Raw genomic sequence first — 16,415 nt, 5'->3', positions numbered from 1 at the left:
ATGTTTGATATCGGTTTCTGGGAGCTGGTGGTTATCGCCGTGGTTGGACTTCTGGTCTTGGGGCCGGAGCGACTGCCGGTGGCGATCAGAACCGTATCTCGAGTCTTCAAAACGGTGCGCGATACTGCCAATGCGGTGAAAACCGAGCTGTCGCAAGAGCTGAAAATGGAAGAGCTGCATCGGGATTTGAAAAAAGCCGAGCAGCTCAACATGAACAAGCTGAGTCCTGAGCTTCAGGAGTCGGTTGATCAGCTAAAGGATGCGGCGGCTTCCGTCACGCGTCCCTATGAAAAAAAAGCCGCGCCAAACGATGATGGCGATCAGGCAGCATCTTCTCAAGCACCGCAGGATAAATCGTAAATGAACCAGATACATCAGCCACTGATCAGCCATCTGGTGGAGCTGAGAGGCCGATTGTTGCGTGCATTCGCGGCTATAGTGCTGGTTTTTCTGGCCTTGGTCTATTTTGCCAACGACATTTACAGCATTTTAGCCGAGCCGCTGCTGCGACAATTGCCCGCCGGCACCAGCATGATTGCTACCGGCGTTGCGACGCCGTTTTTAACGCCGATGAAACTGACCCTGATAGTGGCGTTCTTTCTGGCCATTCCCTATGTGCTGTATCAGGTGTGGGCCTTTATCGCGCCCGGGCTTTACAAGCATGAAAAACGGCTGATAGCGCCACTGGTGTTTTCCAGCGCCTTGTTGTTTTATGCCGGTGCTGCTTTTGCCTACTTTGTGGTGTTTCCGCTGGCCTTTGCATTTTTTACCAACATGGCCCCGGAAGGGGTCACCATTGCCACCGACATTGCCAGTTATCTCGATTTTGTACTTGGCCTGTTTATCGCCTTCGGCATTGCCTTTGAAATTCCCATCGCCACCATTTTGTTATGCTGGACTGGGGTGACCACGCCGAAGGAATTGGCCAGCAAACGTCCCTATGTGATTGTGGTGGTGTTTATTGTCGGTATGCTGCTGACGCCGCCGGATATTATTTCCCAGACTCTGCTCGCCATTCCCATGTGGATGCTGTTTGAAGTGGGTGTGTTCTTCGCTCGCTTCTATACCCGTAACACCGACGATGAGGAAGAGCAGGACCAGGCGTCATGATTGATATTGGAGTGAACCTGACCAACGGTCAGTTTGATGATGACAGAGACGACGTCTTGGTGCGCGCCAAGGCGGCCGGCGTGTCTTCCCTGGTGCTAACGGGGACCGACCTGGCCGAAAGTCTGGCAGTGGCGGACTATGCAGCCAGCCAGCCAGGCTTTTGCTATGCTACCGCAGGCATTCATCCTCATGATGCCAAGACCTTCGATGAACACAGCCTGAACAGGCTGCGCGAGCTGGCACTGCGCCCCGAAGTGGTGGCCATTGGCGAGTGCGGCCTGGATTACAATCGCGATTTTTCGCCGCGTCCGCAGCAGGATACGGTATTTGAAGCCCAGCTGGCATTGGCTGCCGAATTGCAGTTACCGGTATTCATGCATTGCCGCGATGCCCACCAGCGCTTCATGGATATTCTTGCCCCCTGGCGAGACAAATTGCCGGCGGCCGTGCTGCATTGCTTTACCGGCAGCGAAGCCGAACTGCGCGATTGTCTGGCCCTCGATTTACACATGGGTATTACCGGCTGGATTTGTGACGAACGCCGTGGCCAGGAGCTGCAGCAGCTGGTGTCGCTCATTCCGGGCAATCGTTTAATGATCGAAACCGACAGCCCCTATCTGCTCCCCCGTGATTTGCCATTCAAGCACCATGGTCGGCGCAATGAGCCGGCCTACTTACCTCATATTGCACATCGTATTGCCGCCTGCCGGGGCGAACATCCCGACCTGCTGATTGCCGAGACTACGGCGACCAGCCGCGCCTTTTTCCGTATTTAGGAACGATTCAGGATTCACTTTGGAGTAGCTATGACTCAACAGATATTTGGTGGTTTTCATTCACGACGCCTGCGCCGTACCCGCAAACACGACTTTAGCCGTCGTTTGGTGCGAGAAAACACGCTCACGGTTGATGATCTGATTTATCCGGTATTTGTATTGCCGGGTATCCAGCGCCGCGAAGCGGTTGAGTCCATGCCTGGCATAGAACGGTTATCCATTGATTTACTGCTGGAAGAAGCCGCCGAGCTGGTGCAACTTGGGGTGCCCCTGATTGCACTATTTCCGGTGGTCAATGCCAACCAGAAAACCCTGATGGCAGAAGAGGCCTATAACCCGGAAGGTTTGGCCCAGGAGGCCGTACGGGCATTAAAAGCAGCCTTCCCCGAGCTGGGCGTGATGACAGACGTGGCGCTGGACCCCTTTACGGTGCACGGTCAGGACGGCATTCTGGACGAGGACGGTTATGTGTTGAACGACGTCACTACCGAAGTATTGGTCAAGCAGGCGCTAAGCCAGGCTCAGGCCGGAGCAGACATAGTGGCGCCGTCCGATATGATGGATGGCCGTATTGGCGCCATTCGTCAGGCATTGGAAGAAGCTGGCTTTATCAACACCCAGATCATGGCCTATTCCGCCAAGTATGCGTCCAACTATTACGGTCCCTTCCGCGATGCAGTGGGCTCGGCGGGCAATCTTAAAGGCGGCAACAAGTCTACCTATCAGATGGATCCGGCCAACAGCAACGAAGCGCTGCAGGAAGTGGCTTTTGATATTGAAGAGGGGGCCGACAGCGTCATGGTCAAGCCGGGCATGCCTTATCTGGATGTGGTACGCCGGGTGAAAGATCAGTTTGGCGTGCCCACCTTTGCCTATCAGGTGAGTGGTGAATATGCCATGCACATGGCGGCCATTCAAAATGGCTGGCTGAAAGAGCGGGAAACCGTGATGGAGTCGCTGCTGTGCTTCAAGCGCGCTGGTGCCGATGGCATTTTGACTTATTTTGCCAAACGCGTGGCCCAGTGGTTGAACGAGCGTTAAGCATTAATTTACAGGGTATCCGTCTGCACGGACGGCCTTCACCGAACGGCGGCCACCCTGATGTTTGTCGCCGCCGTTTTCACATCAGATTCCTCATAACGACAAAGAGACAGTAACGACATGACCATTATCCGTAAATCCGTAAGCCAGAAAGTCAGCCGTGTGGTTATCCACAACGAAACCGTTTACCTGTGTGGACAGGTGGCCAAGGACGTGACCGAAGACTTCGTTGGCCAAACCAAACAGGTACTGGCACGTATCGACGAGCATCTGGCAGAAGCGGGCACCGACAACTCCAAGATTCTGTCGGCGTTGATTCACATCAAAGACACCGATGATGTGGCCGCTTTCAACGAACTGTGGAACGAGTGGTTGCCGGAAGGCTGTGCACCGGCGCGCTCTTGTGTGCAGGCACACATGGCCCGTGATGTGGTACTGGTTGAAGTGACCGTGACAGCAGCACTGTAATCTGTGCCATAATTGCGATCATTAAAAAAGGCGCCTGATGGCGCCTTTTTATTTTTGTGAGCGGTGAAGCGTAAAGTGTGCAGGGAACAAAACCCAGATTTCAGATGTGGCGCCTTTTCTGTTGTCTGGGTGTTATTTCGTTCTCTTTACCCTCACTCCTCACGGTGTTTTATAACCAAGGGCCAGCCTTGTGCGGTTTGACGCTGGGCTTCTTGCTGTAATTCGCTGGCGCGCAGATGATGGGTTTTGCTCCAGTTGGCCGGCAGCGTCAGCGTGAGCTGTTGCTCGTTTGCCAGCAATTGAAACTCGGGTACCGTACCCCGGGTGCGGCGCAGACAAAGAATAATGGCCAGGCGTAACAGCCGGGTCAATAAAATCGCCTGCTCGGTTTCTATGGCACTTTGCTGCTGCAATGCCGCCAGCTGAAACTCATCGCGCTGGTTCAGCAACAAGGCGCCTAATAGCTGTTTCTGCGCCGGGGTAAAGCCCGGCAAGTCGATGTGGCGAATAATATAGGCCGCATGCTCGGGGGCGCGTTTGTACTCTATGCTCAGCCCCAGCTCGTAAAGCAGGGCCGACCAGGCCAGCATGGTGTTGGCCGAGGCATCCAGTTGCAAACTGCCGGCAACTTGCTGTAACGCCTCCAAGGCAGTATTACGTACCCGCTCGGCCTGATCTCTGTCGAGCTGATAGCGTCTGATCAGGCTGTCGGCAGTACGCTCTTGGGCGTCACAGTCTTGCCGCTGACCCAGCATGCCGTATATCAAGCCTTCACGCAGCGCTCCACCGGCCAGCACCATGTCTTCTATGGCCAGCAGGTCGAACAGGGCGATAAGAATCGCCAGCCCAGACGGAAACACACTGATGCGATCGGCCTGCAAACCGGGCAGGGCAAGCTGGTCGAGTCGCCCACAGGCAATGGCCTGCTGCTTGAGCTGCAACAGTTTTTTCAGGGTGATCACTTCATCTTCACCCTGGCTTGTCATGATTTCCTGAATGGCCTGTATGGTGCCCGACGCACCAATACATCCCTGCCAGCCCAGCTTGAGATAAGCGCTGGCGACGGGCGTTAATACCTGACGCGCCGCGGTAATGGCGTGCTCGAAGTTCGCTTCGCTTAACACATCATCGGCAAAGTAGCGTTTCAGCCAGGTGACGCAGCCCATGTCCAGGCTGTTCAGCAACAGGGCCGAGGTGCCTTCACCGACGATCAGCTCGGTACTGGCTCCACCAATGTCGATGGCCAGCCGGCGGCCGGTGCCCGATGAAGTCCAGGCCACGCCTTCATAGATAAGGGCGGCTTCTTGTTCGCCGGAAATAATATGAACCGGGTGCCCGAGTATGGCTTGCGCCTGGTTCAGGAAGAGGTCGATATTGGTGGCCAGGCGCAGAGTTGCGGTGCCCACAATACGAATATGGTCGGCGGGAATATCCTGCAATTGCTCGGCGAACAACTGCAGGCAATCCCAGCCTCGTTGCAGTGAGGCAGAGTCCAGGCTGCCGTCGGCTTGCAAACCGGCGGCAAGGCGCACCTTGCGCTTGATCTTGGCCAGAGTACGGCAGGCTCCTGCCACCTCGTGTACCACCAGCATGTGAAAGCTGTTTGAGCCAAGATCGATAGCGGCGTAAAGGTCGCTGTTTTTCACCTGTATCAGCTCCGGCCGCCCTGCGGTTGACGGCGACGATGATGGCCACCAGGACGTCGCTGACCGCCACCTTGACGATCCCGATTACCGCGATTGGCATTGGATCTGTGGTGATGGATGCGGGCGGGTGGCGTTACGTCGGTGAGCAGGGCGTCATTGTCGTATTTGCTGACCGGAATTTCATGCTCAATGTAAGCTTCTACCGCGGGCAGATTGAATACATATTCTTCACAGGCAAAGCTGATGGAGCAGCCGCTGGCACCGGCGCGACCGGTACGACCAATGCGATGCACGTAATCTTCGGCATCGTCGGGCAAATCGTAGTTGAATACGTGGGTCACGTGAGGAATATGCAGGCCGCGAGCTGCCACATCGGTCGCTACCAGAATATCAATGGCGCCGCTGGTGAAGTCCTCAAGAATGGTCAAACGTTTCTTTTGCGGTACATCACCGGTCAACAGACCCACCCTGTGGCCATCTTCAGCCAGCCAGGCATGCACTTTTTCACAGCTGTGCTTGGTGTTGGCGAACACGATGGCCTTGTCTGGCCATTCGGTTTCCATCAAGGTCAGCAGCAGCAGCATCTTGTCTTCTTGCGCCGGGTAGAACAGCTCTTCCTTGATGCGAATGCCGGTTTTGCGCTCGGGCTCGATGGCTACCTGCTCAGGGCTGTTCATGTGCTCGTAGGCCAGCTCCTGCACTCTTAACGACAGGGTCGCAGAAAACAGCATATTGATGCGCTGTGCGGCGGGAGGCATTCGACGGAACAAGAACCGAATATCCTTGATAAAGCCCAGATCAAACATGCGATCGGCTTCATCCAGCACCACCACTTGAATGGCGCCCATATCGATCACCTGTTTTTTCAGGAAATCGATGATGCGCCCTGTGGTACCAATCAGGATATCGACACCGGCATTCAACACCTCGGTTTGCTGCTCGTAGCCTTCGCCGCCATAGGCCAGGCCCAGTTTGAGGCCGGTGCTGGCACTGATGGTGTCGGCATCGTTATAAATCTGTACCGCCAGCTCGCGGGTCGGAGCCATGATAATGGCTCTGGGCTGATTAAGCTGGCGATTCTCTGGAATGGGCGTGGTCAGGAGGTGGTTAAAAGTGGCGGCGAGAAAGGCAATGGTTTTACCCGTTCCCGTCTGGGCTTGCCCAGCGATATCCTTGCCAGCAATTAAATGGGGTAACGACAACGCCTGTATCGGCGTGCAGTTGTGAAATCCTTTTGCTTCCAGTCCGGCGACAACCTGAGGTTGCAGACCCAACTGGGCAAATTTTACGTCTGTTAAGTGTGTTTTGCTCATAACGTTCAGAATATCAGGTTAGGCTTGCAATAATAAACAGGATCATTTGAAATAGGCCAACTAAATTCTACATTCCCTTGATAACCGCGTGTGCGGTGTTGAGCAATAAAACAACTATTTGGAGTTGGAGATGAGTGACAAAATTGTGCAGCTGACCGATGCCAGCTTCGACGCTGATGTGGTTAAGGCCAATGGCCCGGTACTGGTAGATTTTTGGGCTGAATGGTGTGGTCCTTGTAAAATGATCGCCCCCATTCTGGCCGAAGTGGCAGAAGAGTACGAAGGCAAGGTCACCGTGGCCAAGCTGAATATCGATCAGAACGCCGACACCCCGCCAAAGTTTGGCATTCGCGGTATCCCTACTTTGCTGCTGTTTAAAAACGGCGAAGTAGCGGCGACCAAAGTTGGCGCGCTGTCTAAAACTCAGTTGAAAGAGTTTTTGGACGCCAACCTGTAATACCAGAACAAGAGGTGCGCAAGGCACCTCTTGTTGTTTTTGCTAGACGGCCTATCTTTTTAGTGCTAGTTTATTGTTCGTTTGCTAACCTACTTTGTGCCCTTGGGCCCTGCAATTTCAAGTCTCACCCCAGCAGACTTTTCCTACTATTTAACACATCCTGGTTGATAGAAACCCACCACTATGAATCTTACCGAACTCAAGAATACCCCCGTCTCTGAGCTAGTAAAGCTTGGAGAAACAATGGGCCTGGAAAACCTGGCTCGTTTACGCAAGCAAGACATCATTTTTGCCATCCTTAAAGCGCATGCTAAAAGTGGTGCAGATATCTTTGGCGATGGCGTGCTGGAAATTCTGCAAGATGGCTTTGGCTTCTTGCGCAGCGCCGACTCTTCCTATCTGGCCGGCCCGGACGATATATACGTCTCGCCCAGCCAGATCCGCCGTTTCAACCTGCGCACCGGCGACACCATTGCCGGAAAAATCCGCCCACCCAAAGAGGGTGAGCGTTACTTTGCGCTGTTGAAAATCAACGAGGTCAACTACGACAGACCCGAAAACGCGCGCAACAAGATCCTGTTTGAAAACCTGACGCCCCTGCATGCCGACGAACGCATGAAAATGGAACGCGGCAACGGTTCTACCGAAGACATTACCGCACGGGTACTGGATTTGGCATCGCCGATCGGTAAAGGCCAGCGTGGCCTGATAGTCGCACCACCCAAGGCTGGTAAGACCATGCTGTTGCAGAACATCGCGCAAAGCATTGCCTACAACCACCCTGAGTGTGTGCTGATTGTCTTGCTGATCGACGAACGTCCGGAAGAAGTGACCGAAATGCAGCGCATGGTAAAAGGTGAAGTTATCGCTTCTACCTTTGATGAGCCAGCCCAGCGTCACGTGCAGGTCGCCGATATGGTTATCGAAAAGGCCAAGCGGCTGGTCGAACACAAGAAAGACGTGGTGATTTTGCTCGATTCCATTACCCGTCTGGCGCGTGCCTACAACACGGTTGTGCCTTCCTCTGGCAAGGTACTGACCGGGGGTGTGGATGCCAACGCCCTGCACAGACCCAAGCGTTTCTTTGGTGCGGCGCGTAATGTAGAAGAGGGCGGCAGCCTGACCATTATCGCCACTGCTCTGGTAGAAACCGGCTCCAAGATGGACGATGTTATCTACGAAGAGTTCAAGGGCACCGGTAACATGGAACTGCACCTGTCGCGCAAGATCGCCGAAAAACGCGTATATCCTGCAATTGATATTACTCGTTCCGGTACTCGTCGCGAAGAGCTGCTGACCACGTCGGACGAACTGCAGAAAATGTGGATCTTGCGTAAAATCGTTCATCCCATGGGTGAGAGCGATGCCATCGAATTCCTGATCGATAAATTGGCCATGACCAAAACCAACGACGAATTCTTTGATGCAATGAAACGCCAGCAGAAATAAGCCTGATCTGACAAAAAAAACCGCGGCCGGTCCGCGGTTTTTTATTGGTCAACAGATCTTGAATGAATCGGGTATAATCAACGGCACTTGTCGATGCTCTTGGAATAAACCTATGAAATATAAGGACTTGCGTGACTTTATCACGCAGCTTGAAGCTCAGGGCGAACTCAAGCGTATTCAGCATGAAATCGACCCCTATCTGGAAATGACCGAGATTTGCGATCGCACCCTCAAGGCGGGCGGTCCTGCTCTGCTGTTTGAAAACCCCAAGGGCTTTGATATGCCGGTGCTGGGCAACCTGTTTGGTACGACCAAGCGGGTGGCCATGGGCATGGGCCAGCAGGATGTGGGCTCGTTACGCGAAGTGGGACGCTGGTTATCGTATTTGAAAGAGCCGGAGCCGCCCAAAGGCCTTAAAGAACTGATGGAAAAACTGCCTATTTTCAAACAGGTGCTGAATATGCCGGTCAAACGGCTGAAAAAAGCGCCCTGTCAGGAAATGGTGCTGGAAGGGGATCAGGTCGATCTCACGCAGTTGCCGATTCAGCATTGTTGGCCGGGCGATGCGGCACCGCTGATCACCTGGGGGCTGACCATTACCCGCGGGCCTTACAAAAAGCGGCAGAACCTGGGTATCTATCGCCAGCAGCTGCTGGGCAAGAACAAGGTCATTATGCGCTGGCTCAGCCACCGCGGTGGTGCGCTGGACTTCCGGGAGTGGCAAGAAGCCAATCCCGGCCAGCCTTATCCGGTGGCCGTGGCGCTGGGCGCCGATCCGGCCACCATTCTCGGTGCGGTGACGCCGGTGCCGGATACGCTGTCGGAATATGCCTTTGCCGGTCTGTTGCGTGGCAGTCGTACCGAAGTGGTCAAGTGTATCGGCAGTGATCTGGAAGTGCCGGCCAGTGCCGAAATCGTGCTGGAAGGTTACATTTATCCCGATGAAATGGCACCGGAAGGGCCTTATGGGGATCACACCGGCTACTACAACGAGATTGATGAATTTCCGGTATTTACCGTAGAGCGTATTACGCGCCGCCGTGATGCGATTTATCATTCCACCTATACCGGGCGACCACCGGATGAGCCGGCCATTCTGGGAGTGGCATTGAATGAGGTGTTCGTGCCCATTCTGCAAAAGCAGTTTCCCGAGATAGTCGACTTCTATTTACCGCCTGAAGGTTGCTCTTATCGCATGGCGGTGGTGACCATTAAAAAGCGCTATCCGGGCCATGCCAAACGAGTTATGCTCGGCGTTTGGTCTTTTTTACGCCAATTTATGTATACCAAGTTTGTTATCGTGTGTGATGACGATATCAACGCCAGAGACTGGAATGACGTGATTTGGGCGATTACCACCCGAATGGATCCAGCACGCGATACCACCCTGATCGAACATACTCCCATCGACTATTTGGATTTTGCCTCACCGGTGTCCGGCCTTGGCTCCAAGATGGGCATGGATGCGACCAATAAGTGGCCGGGTGAAACCGACAGGGAATGGGGCTTACCCATCGTCATGACAGACGAAGTAAAACAAAAGGTCGACCGCTTATGGGATCAATTGGGAATCCTGGATTCGAGCGCCAAACAGAATGAAATCAAAGGATAGTCATGCAGAAAGTAACATGTAGTGTGGAAGCCCTGGAAGAAATGGCCGATACCCTGTGGTATGTACGGTTAAAGCCGGAAGTACCCGTGGATTTTCTTCCTGGCCAGTATTTACTGGTGGTAATGGCAGAAGATGACAAACGTCCGTTTTCTATTGCCAATACCATGAATGACGAAGGTGTGTTGGAGCTGCATATTGGTGCGACTCCCGACAACACTTATGCCATGCAGGTGCTCAAGCGCATGCAGGATCAGGGACAGATTGAGGTGCAGCTGCCGGCGGGCAAGGCGCATTTGCGTGAAGACTCACACCATCCGGTGATCCTGATGGCCGGCGGTACCGGCTTTGCCTACACCCGGTCCATCTTGCAGCAGATGCTGGCCGACGGTTTGCGCCAGCCAGTGTTTTTGTATTGGGGCGTTCGCCATGAGGATCACCTGTATGCCGACCAGGAAATGAAAGCCTGGGCTGCCGAGCATAAAGAGCTGACTTATGTACCAGTGTTGCAGAATAGCGAGCACTGGCAAGGCCGCACCGGTTTGGTGCATGAAGCTATCATGGAAGATTTTCCCAGCCTGTCCGGTTATGACGTTTATATTGCCGGACGTTTCGAAATGGCGGGTGTGGCGCGCGAAGCCTTTAAAGAAAAGGGCATAGAGCCGGATCAGTTATTTGGCGACGCCTACGAGTTTATTTAGACGCGTCAAGGAACAGGGAAGCTTGCTTCCCTGCTTTTACTGCTTGGAATCCCTCGCTCCTGGCGCCAGAGAGCGATCAAGTACATGAATATTACTCAGCGCTAGCGCTAAACCAGCCAATGCAACCTGCTCGGCTAACTCAGCCTTGTTCATCCTGAACATCGGTCAGTTTGCGTTCCAGCAGTGCCAGTTTTGCTTCCATATCATTGAGCTTTTCACGGGTACGCAACAGTACCTTGGTTTGCACATCAAACTCTTCTCGCGTCACCATATCCAGTTTGCCCAGCTGTGCCTGTAATACGGTACGAATGCGTTTTTCTGCCTCTTCGCCCATGTTCTTGATGCCGCTGGGCAGGCTGTTTTGAATCTGTTTGGCGATGTCTTCCAGTTTTTTAGGGTCTAACATGATGATCTCCTTGGGCTATGGCGGCATTTTAGCCTTAATTATCGCCTACCGTCAGGTCAGAGTGGTCATTTTGCGTTAAAAGTGCGAACAGAATGACTCAGTCGGGTGACAGCGCAGTTTGCTGGAAGGCCAGGATCAGTGGGTCGTCCAGCCGTTTCTTCAGCAGACACACGCCCACTTCAATCGACTTGAGTGCCGGGCTGGACGCCAATACGCGCACCTTGTCTCCCATGGGGCTGTGATCGATGACCACCCTGGGCACAACGCCAATGCCAAAACCCAGCGCCACCATGCCAATAATCGCCTCGTTCCCCGCCACTTCGGCATAGATGTTGGGGCTAATGCCCTTGGCCTTGAACCACTGATTGGCGCGTTTTCTGGCCACCCCTTGCTCGGATACAATCACCGGCAAGCGGTGCCAATCCAGCGGTCGCTGCTCCAGCAACTCGCTGACCGGACCCGCAGTCGTCGGCGCAATAAACACCATGGGCACGGTTTGCAGGTTGATAAAATGCACCTTGGCGGGGAGGGCATCGGGCCGGGCGGCAATGGCCAGCTCGGTTTCATCGTCGAGTATCTTGTCGATGGCCAGCGCCGGATCGCCGGTTTCGAGCCGGATTTCGAGGCGGGGATAACGGCTGCGAAAGCGCTCCAGGATCCCGGGCAGCAGAAAATAACTGGCGGTGACCGAGCAAAATACCCGCAGTCGTCCCTGCAGGTTATTATCCCCATGTTTCAGGGTTTGCTTAAGGTGTTGCCAGTCGGCCAGCCAGCGCAGGGCAAATTGCTGTAGTTGGGCCCCGGCAGGGGTCAAAGTGACGCTGCGATTGTCGCGGACCAGGAGTTCGCAACCCGTGTCCTGTTCCAGTCGTTGAATGGCGCGACTCAGGGTAGAGGGGCTGACCGCCATGGCATCGGCGGTGTGACCAAAGTGCAGGCTTTGGCTGAGATGTATAAAGAGTTCGAGGTGGCGAAAGTCCATGGGATTCCATTGGTTGACGTTTCATAAAATGAAATACTCTGTTCCGAATATATCATTTTAAGCAATGAACGGCTTGGGGTATAGTCACTGTGTCGCCACCGCTCGCGGTGCAGGAATTTATATTAAACGGATTAACAGGAAGAACATCATGGCTAACAATTACTTCAATACCTTGAATCTGCGTCAGCAGCTCGACCAGTTGGGCAAGTGCCGCTTCATGCATCGCAACGAATTTGCCGATGGTTGTAACTACCTGAAAGGCAAGAAAGTGGTTATCGTTGGCTGTGGCGCCCAGGGTTTGAACCAGGGCCTGAACATGCGTGATTCTGGCCTGGATGTTGCCTATGCCCTGCGTGCAGAAGCCATTGCCGAAAAGCGTCAGTCGTTCAAGCAGGCGACTGAAAACGGCTTTAAAGTGGGCACCTATGAAGAGTTGATCCCGACTGCCGATCTGGTCATGAACCTGACTCCAGACAAGCAGCACACTTCTGCCGTTAACGCCGTTATGCCACTGATGAAAGAAGGCGCAGCTCTGGGTTACTCTCATGGCTTCAACATCGTTGAAGAAGGCATGCAGATCCGTAACGACATTACCGTGGTCATGGTTGCCCCCAAGTGCCCGGGCACTGAAGTACGCGAAGAATACAAGCGTGGCTTCGGCGTACCGACCCTGATTGCCGTACACCCGGAAAACGACGCCAAGGGCGAAGGTCTGGCCATCGCCAAGGCGTGGGCATCTGCCACCGGTGGCGACCGTGCCGGTGTACTCGAGTCTTCTTTCGTTGCCGAAGTGAAGTCTGACCTGATGGGCGAGCAGACCATTCTGTGTGGCATGCTGCAGGCCGGTGCTATTCTGGCACACGAAAAAATGATTGCCGACGGTATCGACGCCGGTTACGCAGGCAAGCTGATCCAGTTCGGTTGGGAAACCATTACCGAAGCGCTGAAGCAGGGCGGCATCACCAACATGATGGATCGTCTGTCCAACCCGGCCAAGATCAAGGCGTTCGACCTGGCCGAAGAGCTGAAAGAGCTGATGCGTCCTTTGTTCAACAAGCACATGGATGACATCATCCAGGGCAACTTCTCTGCCGGCATGATGGCCGACTGGGCAAACGACGACAAAGATCTGCTGACCTGGCGTGAAGCCACTGCCGACACCAGCTTTGAGCAGTATCCGGTTAGCGACGTAGTGATCGACGAACAAGAGTACTTCGATAACGCCATTCTGCTGGTAGCCATGGTTAAAGCCGGTGTTGAGCTGGCCTTCGAAGCCATGACCGCGTCTGGCATCATCGATGAGTCTGCCTACTACGAGTCTCTGCATGAACTGCCGCTGATCGCCAACACAGTTGCCCGTAAGCGTCTGTATGAAATGAACGTGGTTATCTCCGATACTGCCGAGTACGGTAACTACCTGTTCGCCAACGCCGCCGTACCTTTGTTGCGTGAGAAGTTCATGCCCAAGGTAAGCACCAACGTGATCGGCAAGCCGTTCGAGGTTGAGTCCAACTCGGTTGATAACCGTCGCCTGATTGACGTGAACGAAGCGATTCGTAACCACCCGGTTGAGACTATCGGCAAGACACTGCGTTCTTACATGACCGACATGAAAAACATCGCCGTTGGCGGTTAATAGATAATAATAAACAGAGCTGCAAACACAGGGAGGCGAAAGCCTCCCTTTTTGGTTTGGGGATTAGGGAACCCAATCCCCAATCCCGAGTCCCCAATCCCTGTTCCCCGTCAGTCTGATATAATGCCCGCTCAATCAAGGGGAGTGAACAATGAGTTTTGACGAGCGTTTTGGGGGGATTGCCCGACTGTACGGGGCCGATGCCCTGGCCCGCTTTGCCACATCACACGTCTGTGTGATCGGCATTGGCGGCGTGGGATCCTGGGCGGCGGAAGCACTGGCTCGTTCCGGTATTGGTGCCATCACCCTGATCGACATGGACGACATCTGCATCACCAATACCAACCGTCAGCTCCACGCGCTCAGTAACCAGATTGGTCAGGAAAAAACCCTGGCTATGGCCGAGCGGATCAGATTAATCAACCCGGAATGCCGGGTGACTGTGGTGGACGACTTCATCAGCCCGGACAATCTGGCGGAGCATCTGTTGCATGATTTTGACTATGTGGTGGATGCCATCGACTCGGTCAAGTCCAAGGTGGCGTTGATCGCCTACTGCAAACGCAACAAGATCCCGGTGATCATGGCGGGCGGTGCCGGTGGCCAGCTCGATCCTACCCAGATCCGGATCAGTGATCTCAGTAAGACGATCCAAGATCCATTGGCCGCCAAGGTACGGGGCGATCTTCGCCGTTTTCACCACTTCAGCAAGAACCCCAAGCGCAAGTTTGGCGTCGATTGCGTGTTTTCCACCGAACAGCCCCGTTACCCGGACGGCAGCGGCGGCATTTGCAATACCAAGAAAGAGTCGGACGGTACCATGAAAATGGACTGCGCCTCCGGCTTTGGCGCCATCACCCACATCACCGCCACCTTCGGTTTCTTTATGGTGAGCCGCGTGCTTTCAAAGCTTGCTACGCAAGCAGCGGAAAGAAAGCCGTAAGCGATCAGCCTTAAGCCGTCAGCACAACAAGATCAAATGATAAAAATAGCGATGAGTGTGTCTGTCGTCTGCGCTTTAGCTGCAGTCCCGTCTCAGCGGGATTCTTTAAAATTATTCTGCTTCGCAGAACCTGCAGCTAAAGCGCAGGGCTACAGGGCCCGGTGTTTATCGTTAACTGACAGCTGAAAGCTTACGGCTTACAGCTGTGTTTTATGGCTTCTACCACGGCCCGCAGGCCGTTCCCCCGAGAGGGGCTCAGGTGTGGCAATAGCTGCAGTTCGCTGAAGTAGGCTTCCATATCGAAGGCCTGGATCTGCTCGCTGGTCTTGTTGTTGAGCGCGGCCAATACTACCGCCATCAGCCCCTTGACGATACGGGCGTTCGAGTCGCTGTGGAACTGCCAACGCCCTGTTTCATCCTGCTTGCTCACCAGCCAGGCCTGACTTTCACAGCCGTGAATGGCGTTGGCATCGGTTTTATCTGCCTCATCCAATGGCGGCAACTGTTTGGCCAGTTTGATCAACTCTTTATAACGCGCTTCCCAGCCGTGGGCCGCTTGAAATAAAGCGCGAATATCGGTGTCGGTAATGGTGTGGCCCAGGGGGTGACTTTGGTTGTGACTAGCGTGCTGCATTAAAAAAACTCCCGTGCTTTATCGATACCGGCCAGCAGGGCGGCAACGTCGTCGGCGGTATTATAAAAGGCGAGCGAGGCACGAATCGTCCCTTGCTCCAATCCCAGAGCCTGCATCAGTGGCATGGCGCAATGATGGCCAGTGCGCACCGCTATGCCCTGCATATCGAGCAAGGTGGCCAGGTCTTGCGGGTGCACGTCATCCACCAAGAACGACACGGCTCCGACGGCGGGGCGGCCAATAACATGCACATCTGGCATGGCAGCCAGGCCAGTCAACAGTTGCTGCATTAACTGCTGTTCGTGCTCAGCCAGAGCCGTGCGATCTTGTGCCGACACATAATCGATGGCCGCACCCAGGCCGATGGCTCCGGCAATATTGGGGGTGCCGGCTTCAAATTTGAACGGCAGCTCGCCAAAACTGGTGCGCGCGAAGCTCACCCGTTTGATCATCTCGCCGCCGGTTTGCCAGGGCGGCATTTGCTCCAGCAAGTGACGCTTGCCGTACAGTACGCCAATACCGGTGGGGCCAAACAGCTTGTGCCCAGAAAACACATAAAAGTCACAGTCCAGCGCCTGCACATCCACCGGCATATGGCCCACCGCCTGGGCACCATCCACCAGCGTAACGGCATTCACCGCCTTAGCCATGGCAATCAGTTCTTTAATCGGGTTGATCACCCCAAGCGCATTCGAGACCTGACCGATGGCCAGCAATTTGGTGCGGGTTGAAAACAGCGTGGCGGCGGCCGCAAGATCCAGCTCGGCAGTCGCGGTAAGCGGGATCACCTTGATGATGGCGCCAGTAGCCGCTGCGACTTGCTGCCAGGGCACGATATTGGCGTGATGCTCCAGGGTCGACAGTATGATTTCATCACCGGCCTTGAGGCTGTGCATACCAAAGCTGTACGCCACCAGGTTGATAGCCTCGGTGGTGCCCCGGGTCCAAATAACTTGCTTGGCCTCGGGAGCATTAATAAAGCGGGCAACCTTGCTGCGCGCGCCCTCAAATGCCTGTGTGGCCTGTCCGCTCAGGGCGTGGGCAGCGCGATGCACGTTGGCATTTTGCTGCTGATAATAGTGACTGAGCGCATCCAGCACGATTTGCGGCTTCTGCGTGGTGGCGGCATTATCCAGATACACCAACGGATGATCGTTTACGGATTGGGCCAGAGCAGGAAAGTCGAGTCTAAGAGTCTGTATATCGAATGCCATGATAAGTTCAGGTAAATAAGCGCTGGCAAG

The 16,415-nt window shown here is 54.4% G+C and carries 17 protein-coding genes; 11 read left to right on the top strand and 6 right to left on the bottom strand.

What is annotated here, in order from left to right; all coding sequences use genetic code 11:
• From tatB to IEW52_RS08910, 5 genes are all read left to right on the top strand, one after another.
• Entirely contained in the window at positions 1–360 is a 360-nt protein-coding gene (tatB, locus tag IEW52_RS08930) for a Sec-independent protein translocase protein TatB (protein WP_188629723.1), read from the top strand.
• Positions 361–1,110 carry a twin-arginine translocase subunit TatC gene (gene tatC / locus IEW52_RS08925; RefSeq protein ID WP_188629722.1) on the top strand — a complete coding sequence of 250 codons (750 nt, stop codon included), beginning with the start codon at positions 361–363 and terminating at the stop codon, positions 1,108–1,110. It begins immediately after the preceding gene.
• Positions 1,107–1,886: a TatD family hydrolase gene (locus IEW52_RS08920; protein WP_188629721.1), complete on the top strand. Its 780-nt coding sequence runs from the start codon at positions 1,107–1,109 to the stop codon at positions 1,884–1,886. Before tatC ends, IEW52_RS08920 begins: the two co-directional genes overlap by 4 nt.
• Positions 1,887–1,916: 30 nt before the next feature.
• Positions 1,917–2,927, top strand: a complete 1,011-nt coding sequence (hemB, locus tag IEW52_RS08915) for a porphobilinogen synthase (RefSeq protein WP_188629720.1) — start codon at positions 1,917–1,919, stop codon at positions 2,925–2,927.
• 120 nt (positions 2,928–3,047) lie between these two features.
• Positions 3,048–3,395, top strand: a complete 348-nt coding sequence (locus tag IEW52_RS08910; protein WP_188629719.1) for a RidA family protein — start codon at positions 3,048–3,050, stop codon at positions 3,393–3,395.
• Positions 3,396–3,547: 152 nt separating this feature from the next.
• On the opposite strand, the gene gppA is transcribed toward IEW52_RS08910, so the two are convergent.
• Complete coding sequence (gene gppA / locus IEW52_RS08905) at positions 3,548–5,041, bottom strand: guanosine-5'-triphosphate,3'-diphosphate diphosphatase (RefSeq protein ID WP_188629718.1); 1,494 nt, start codon at positions 5,039–5,041, stop codon at positions 3,548–3,550.
• A 5-nt stretch (positions 5,042–5,046) separates the two neighbouring features.
• Positions 5,047–6,354, bottom strand: coding sequence for an ATP-dependent RNA helicase RhlB (gene rhlB / locus IEW52_RS08900; protein ID WP_188629717.1), 1,308 nt, complete (start codon positions 6,352–6,354; stop codon positions 5,047–5,049).
• 130 nt (positions 6,355–6,484) lie between these two features.
• Here rhlB and trxA point away from each other — a divergent pair, with 130 nt between their 5' ends.
• The 4 genes from trxA (at position 6,485) to fre (ending at position 10,570) form a co-directional block, all read left to right on the top strand.
• Complete coding sequence (gene trxA / locus IEW52_RS08895) at positions 6,485–6,811, top strand: thioredoxin TrxA (RefSeq protein WP_188629716.1); 327 nt, start codon at positions 6,485–6,487, stop codon at positions 6,809–6,811.
• Between the two features lie 183 nt (positions 6,812–6,994).
• Positions 6,995–8,260 (top strand): transcription termination factor Rho, encoded by a 1,266-nt coding sequence (gene rho / locus IEW52_RS08890; protein ID WP_188629715.1) that lies wholly within the window; start codon positions 6,995–6,997, stop codon positions 8,258–8,260.
• A 112-nt stretch (positions 8,261–8,372) separates the two neighbouring features.
• Positions 8,373–9,872: a 4-hydroxy-3-polyprenylbenzoate decarboxylase gene (ubiD, locus tag IEW52_RS08885; RefSeq protein ID WP_188629714.1), complete on the top strand. Its 1,500-nt coding sequence runs from the start codon at positions 8,373–8,375 to the stop codon at positions 9,870–9,872.
• Positions 9,873–9,874: 2 nt separating this feature from the next.
• Entirely contained in the window at positions 9,875–10,570 is a 696-nt protein-coding gene (gene fre / locus IEW52_RS08880) for an NAD(P)H-flavin reductase (protein WP_188629713.1), read from the top strand.
• 139 nt (positions 10,571–10,709) lie between these two features.
• On the opposite strand, the gene ubiK is transcribed toward fre, so the two are convergent.
• Both ubiK and ilvY read right to left on the bottom strand, forming a co-directional pair.
• The gene (ubiK, locus tag IEW52_RS08875; protein WP_188629712.1) at positions 10,710–10,976 is read right to left on the bottom strand and encodes a ubiquinone biosynthesis accessory factor UbiK; all 267 of its coding nucleotides are present in this window, start codon (positions 10,974–10,976) and stop codon (positions 10,710–10,712) included.
• 97 nt (positions 10,977–11,073) lie between these two features.
• A complete protein-coding gene (gene ilvY, locus IEW52_RS08870; RefSeq protein ID WP_188629711.1) occupies positions 11,074–11,958 on the bottom strand; it encodes an HTH-type transcriptional activator IlvY in 885 nt (294 codons plus the stop codon).
• A gap of 148 nt (positions 11,959–12,106) precedes the next feature.
• Here ilvY and ilvC point away from each other — a divergent pair, with 148 nt between their 5' ends.
• Together ilvC and tcdA are read left to right on the top strand one after the other, a co-directional pair.
• Positions 12,107–13,594 carry a ketol-acid reductoisomerase gene (gene ilvC, locus IEW52_RS08865; protein ID WP_188629710.1) on the top strand — a complete coding sequence of 496 codons (1,488 nt, stop codon included), beginning with the start codon at positions 12,107–12,109 and terminating at the stop codon, positions 13,592–13,594.
• A gap of 151 nt (positions 13,595–13,745) precedes the next feature.
• Positions 13,746–14,537, top strand: coding sequence for a tRNA cyclic N6-threonylcarbamoyladenosine(37) synthase TcdA (gene tcdA / locus IEW52_RS08860; RefSeq protein WP_188629709.1), 792 nt, complete (start codon positions 13,746–13,748; stop codon positions 14,535–14,537).
• 190 nt (positions 14,538–14,727) lie between these two features.
• On the opposite strand, the gene csdE is transcribed toward tcdA, so the two are convergent.
• Both csdE and IEW52_RS08850 read right to left on the bottom strand, forming a co-directional pair.
• The gene (gene csdE, locus IEW52_RS08855) at positions 14,728–15,171 is read right to left on the bottom strand and encodes a cysteine desulfurase sulfur acceptor subunit CsdE (protein WP_188629708.1); all 444 of its coding nucleotides are present in this window, start codon (positions 15,169–15,171) and stop codon (positions 14,728–14,730) included.
• Positions 15,171–16,385 (bottom strand): aminotransferase class V-fold PLP-dependent enzyme, encoded by a 1,215-nt coding sequence (locus IEW52_RS08850; RefSeq protein WP_188629707.1) that lies wholly within the window; start codon positions 16,383–16,385, stop codon positions 15,171–15,173. Before IEW52_RS08850 ends, csdE begins: the two co-directional genes overlap by 1 nt.
• Between the last annotated feature and the right edge of the window lie 30 nt (positions 16,386–16,415).

Origin of the sequence: Oceanisphaera marina, assembly GCF_014643915.1 — a bacterium.
Lineage (GTDB): Bacteria > Pseudomonadota > Gammaproteobacteria > Enterobacterales > Aeromonadaceae > Oceanimonas > Oceanimonas marina.
Note: the sequence above shows the minus strand (reverse complement) of the source record. Positions and strands in the feature narration are given on the sequence as shown.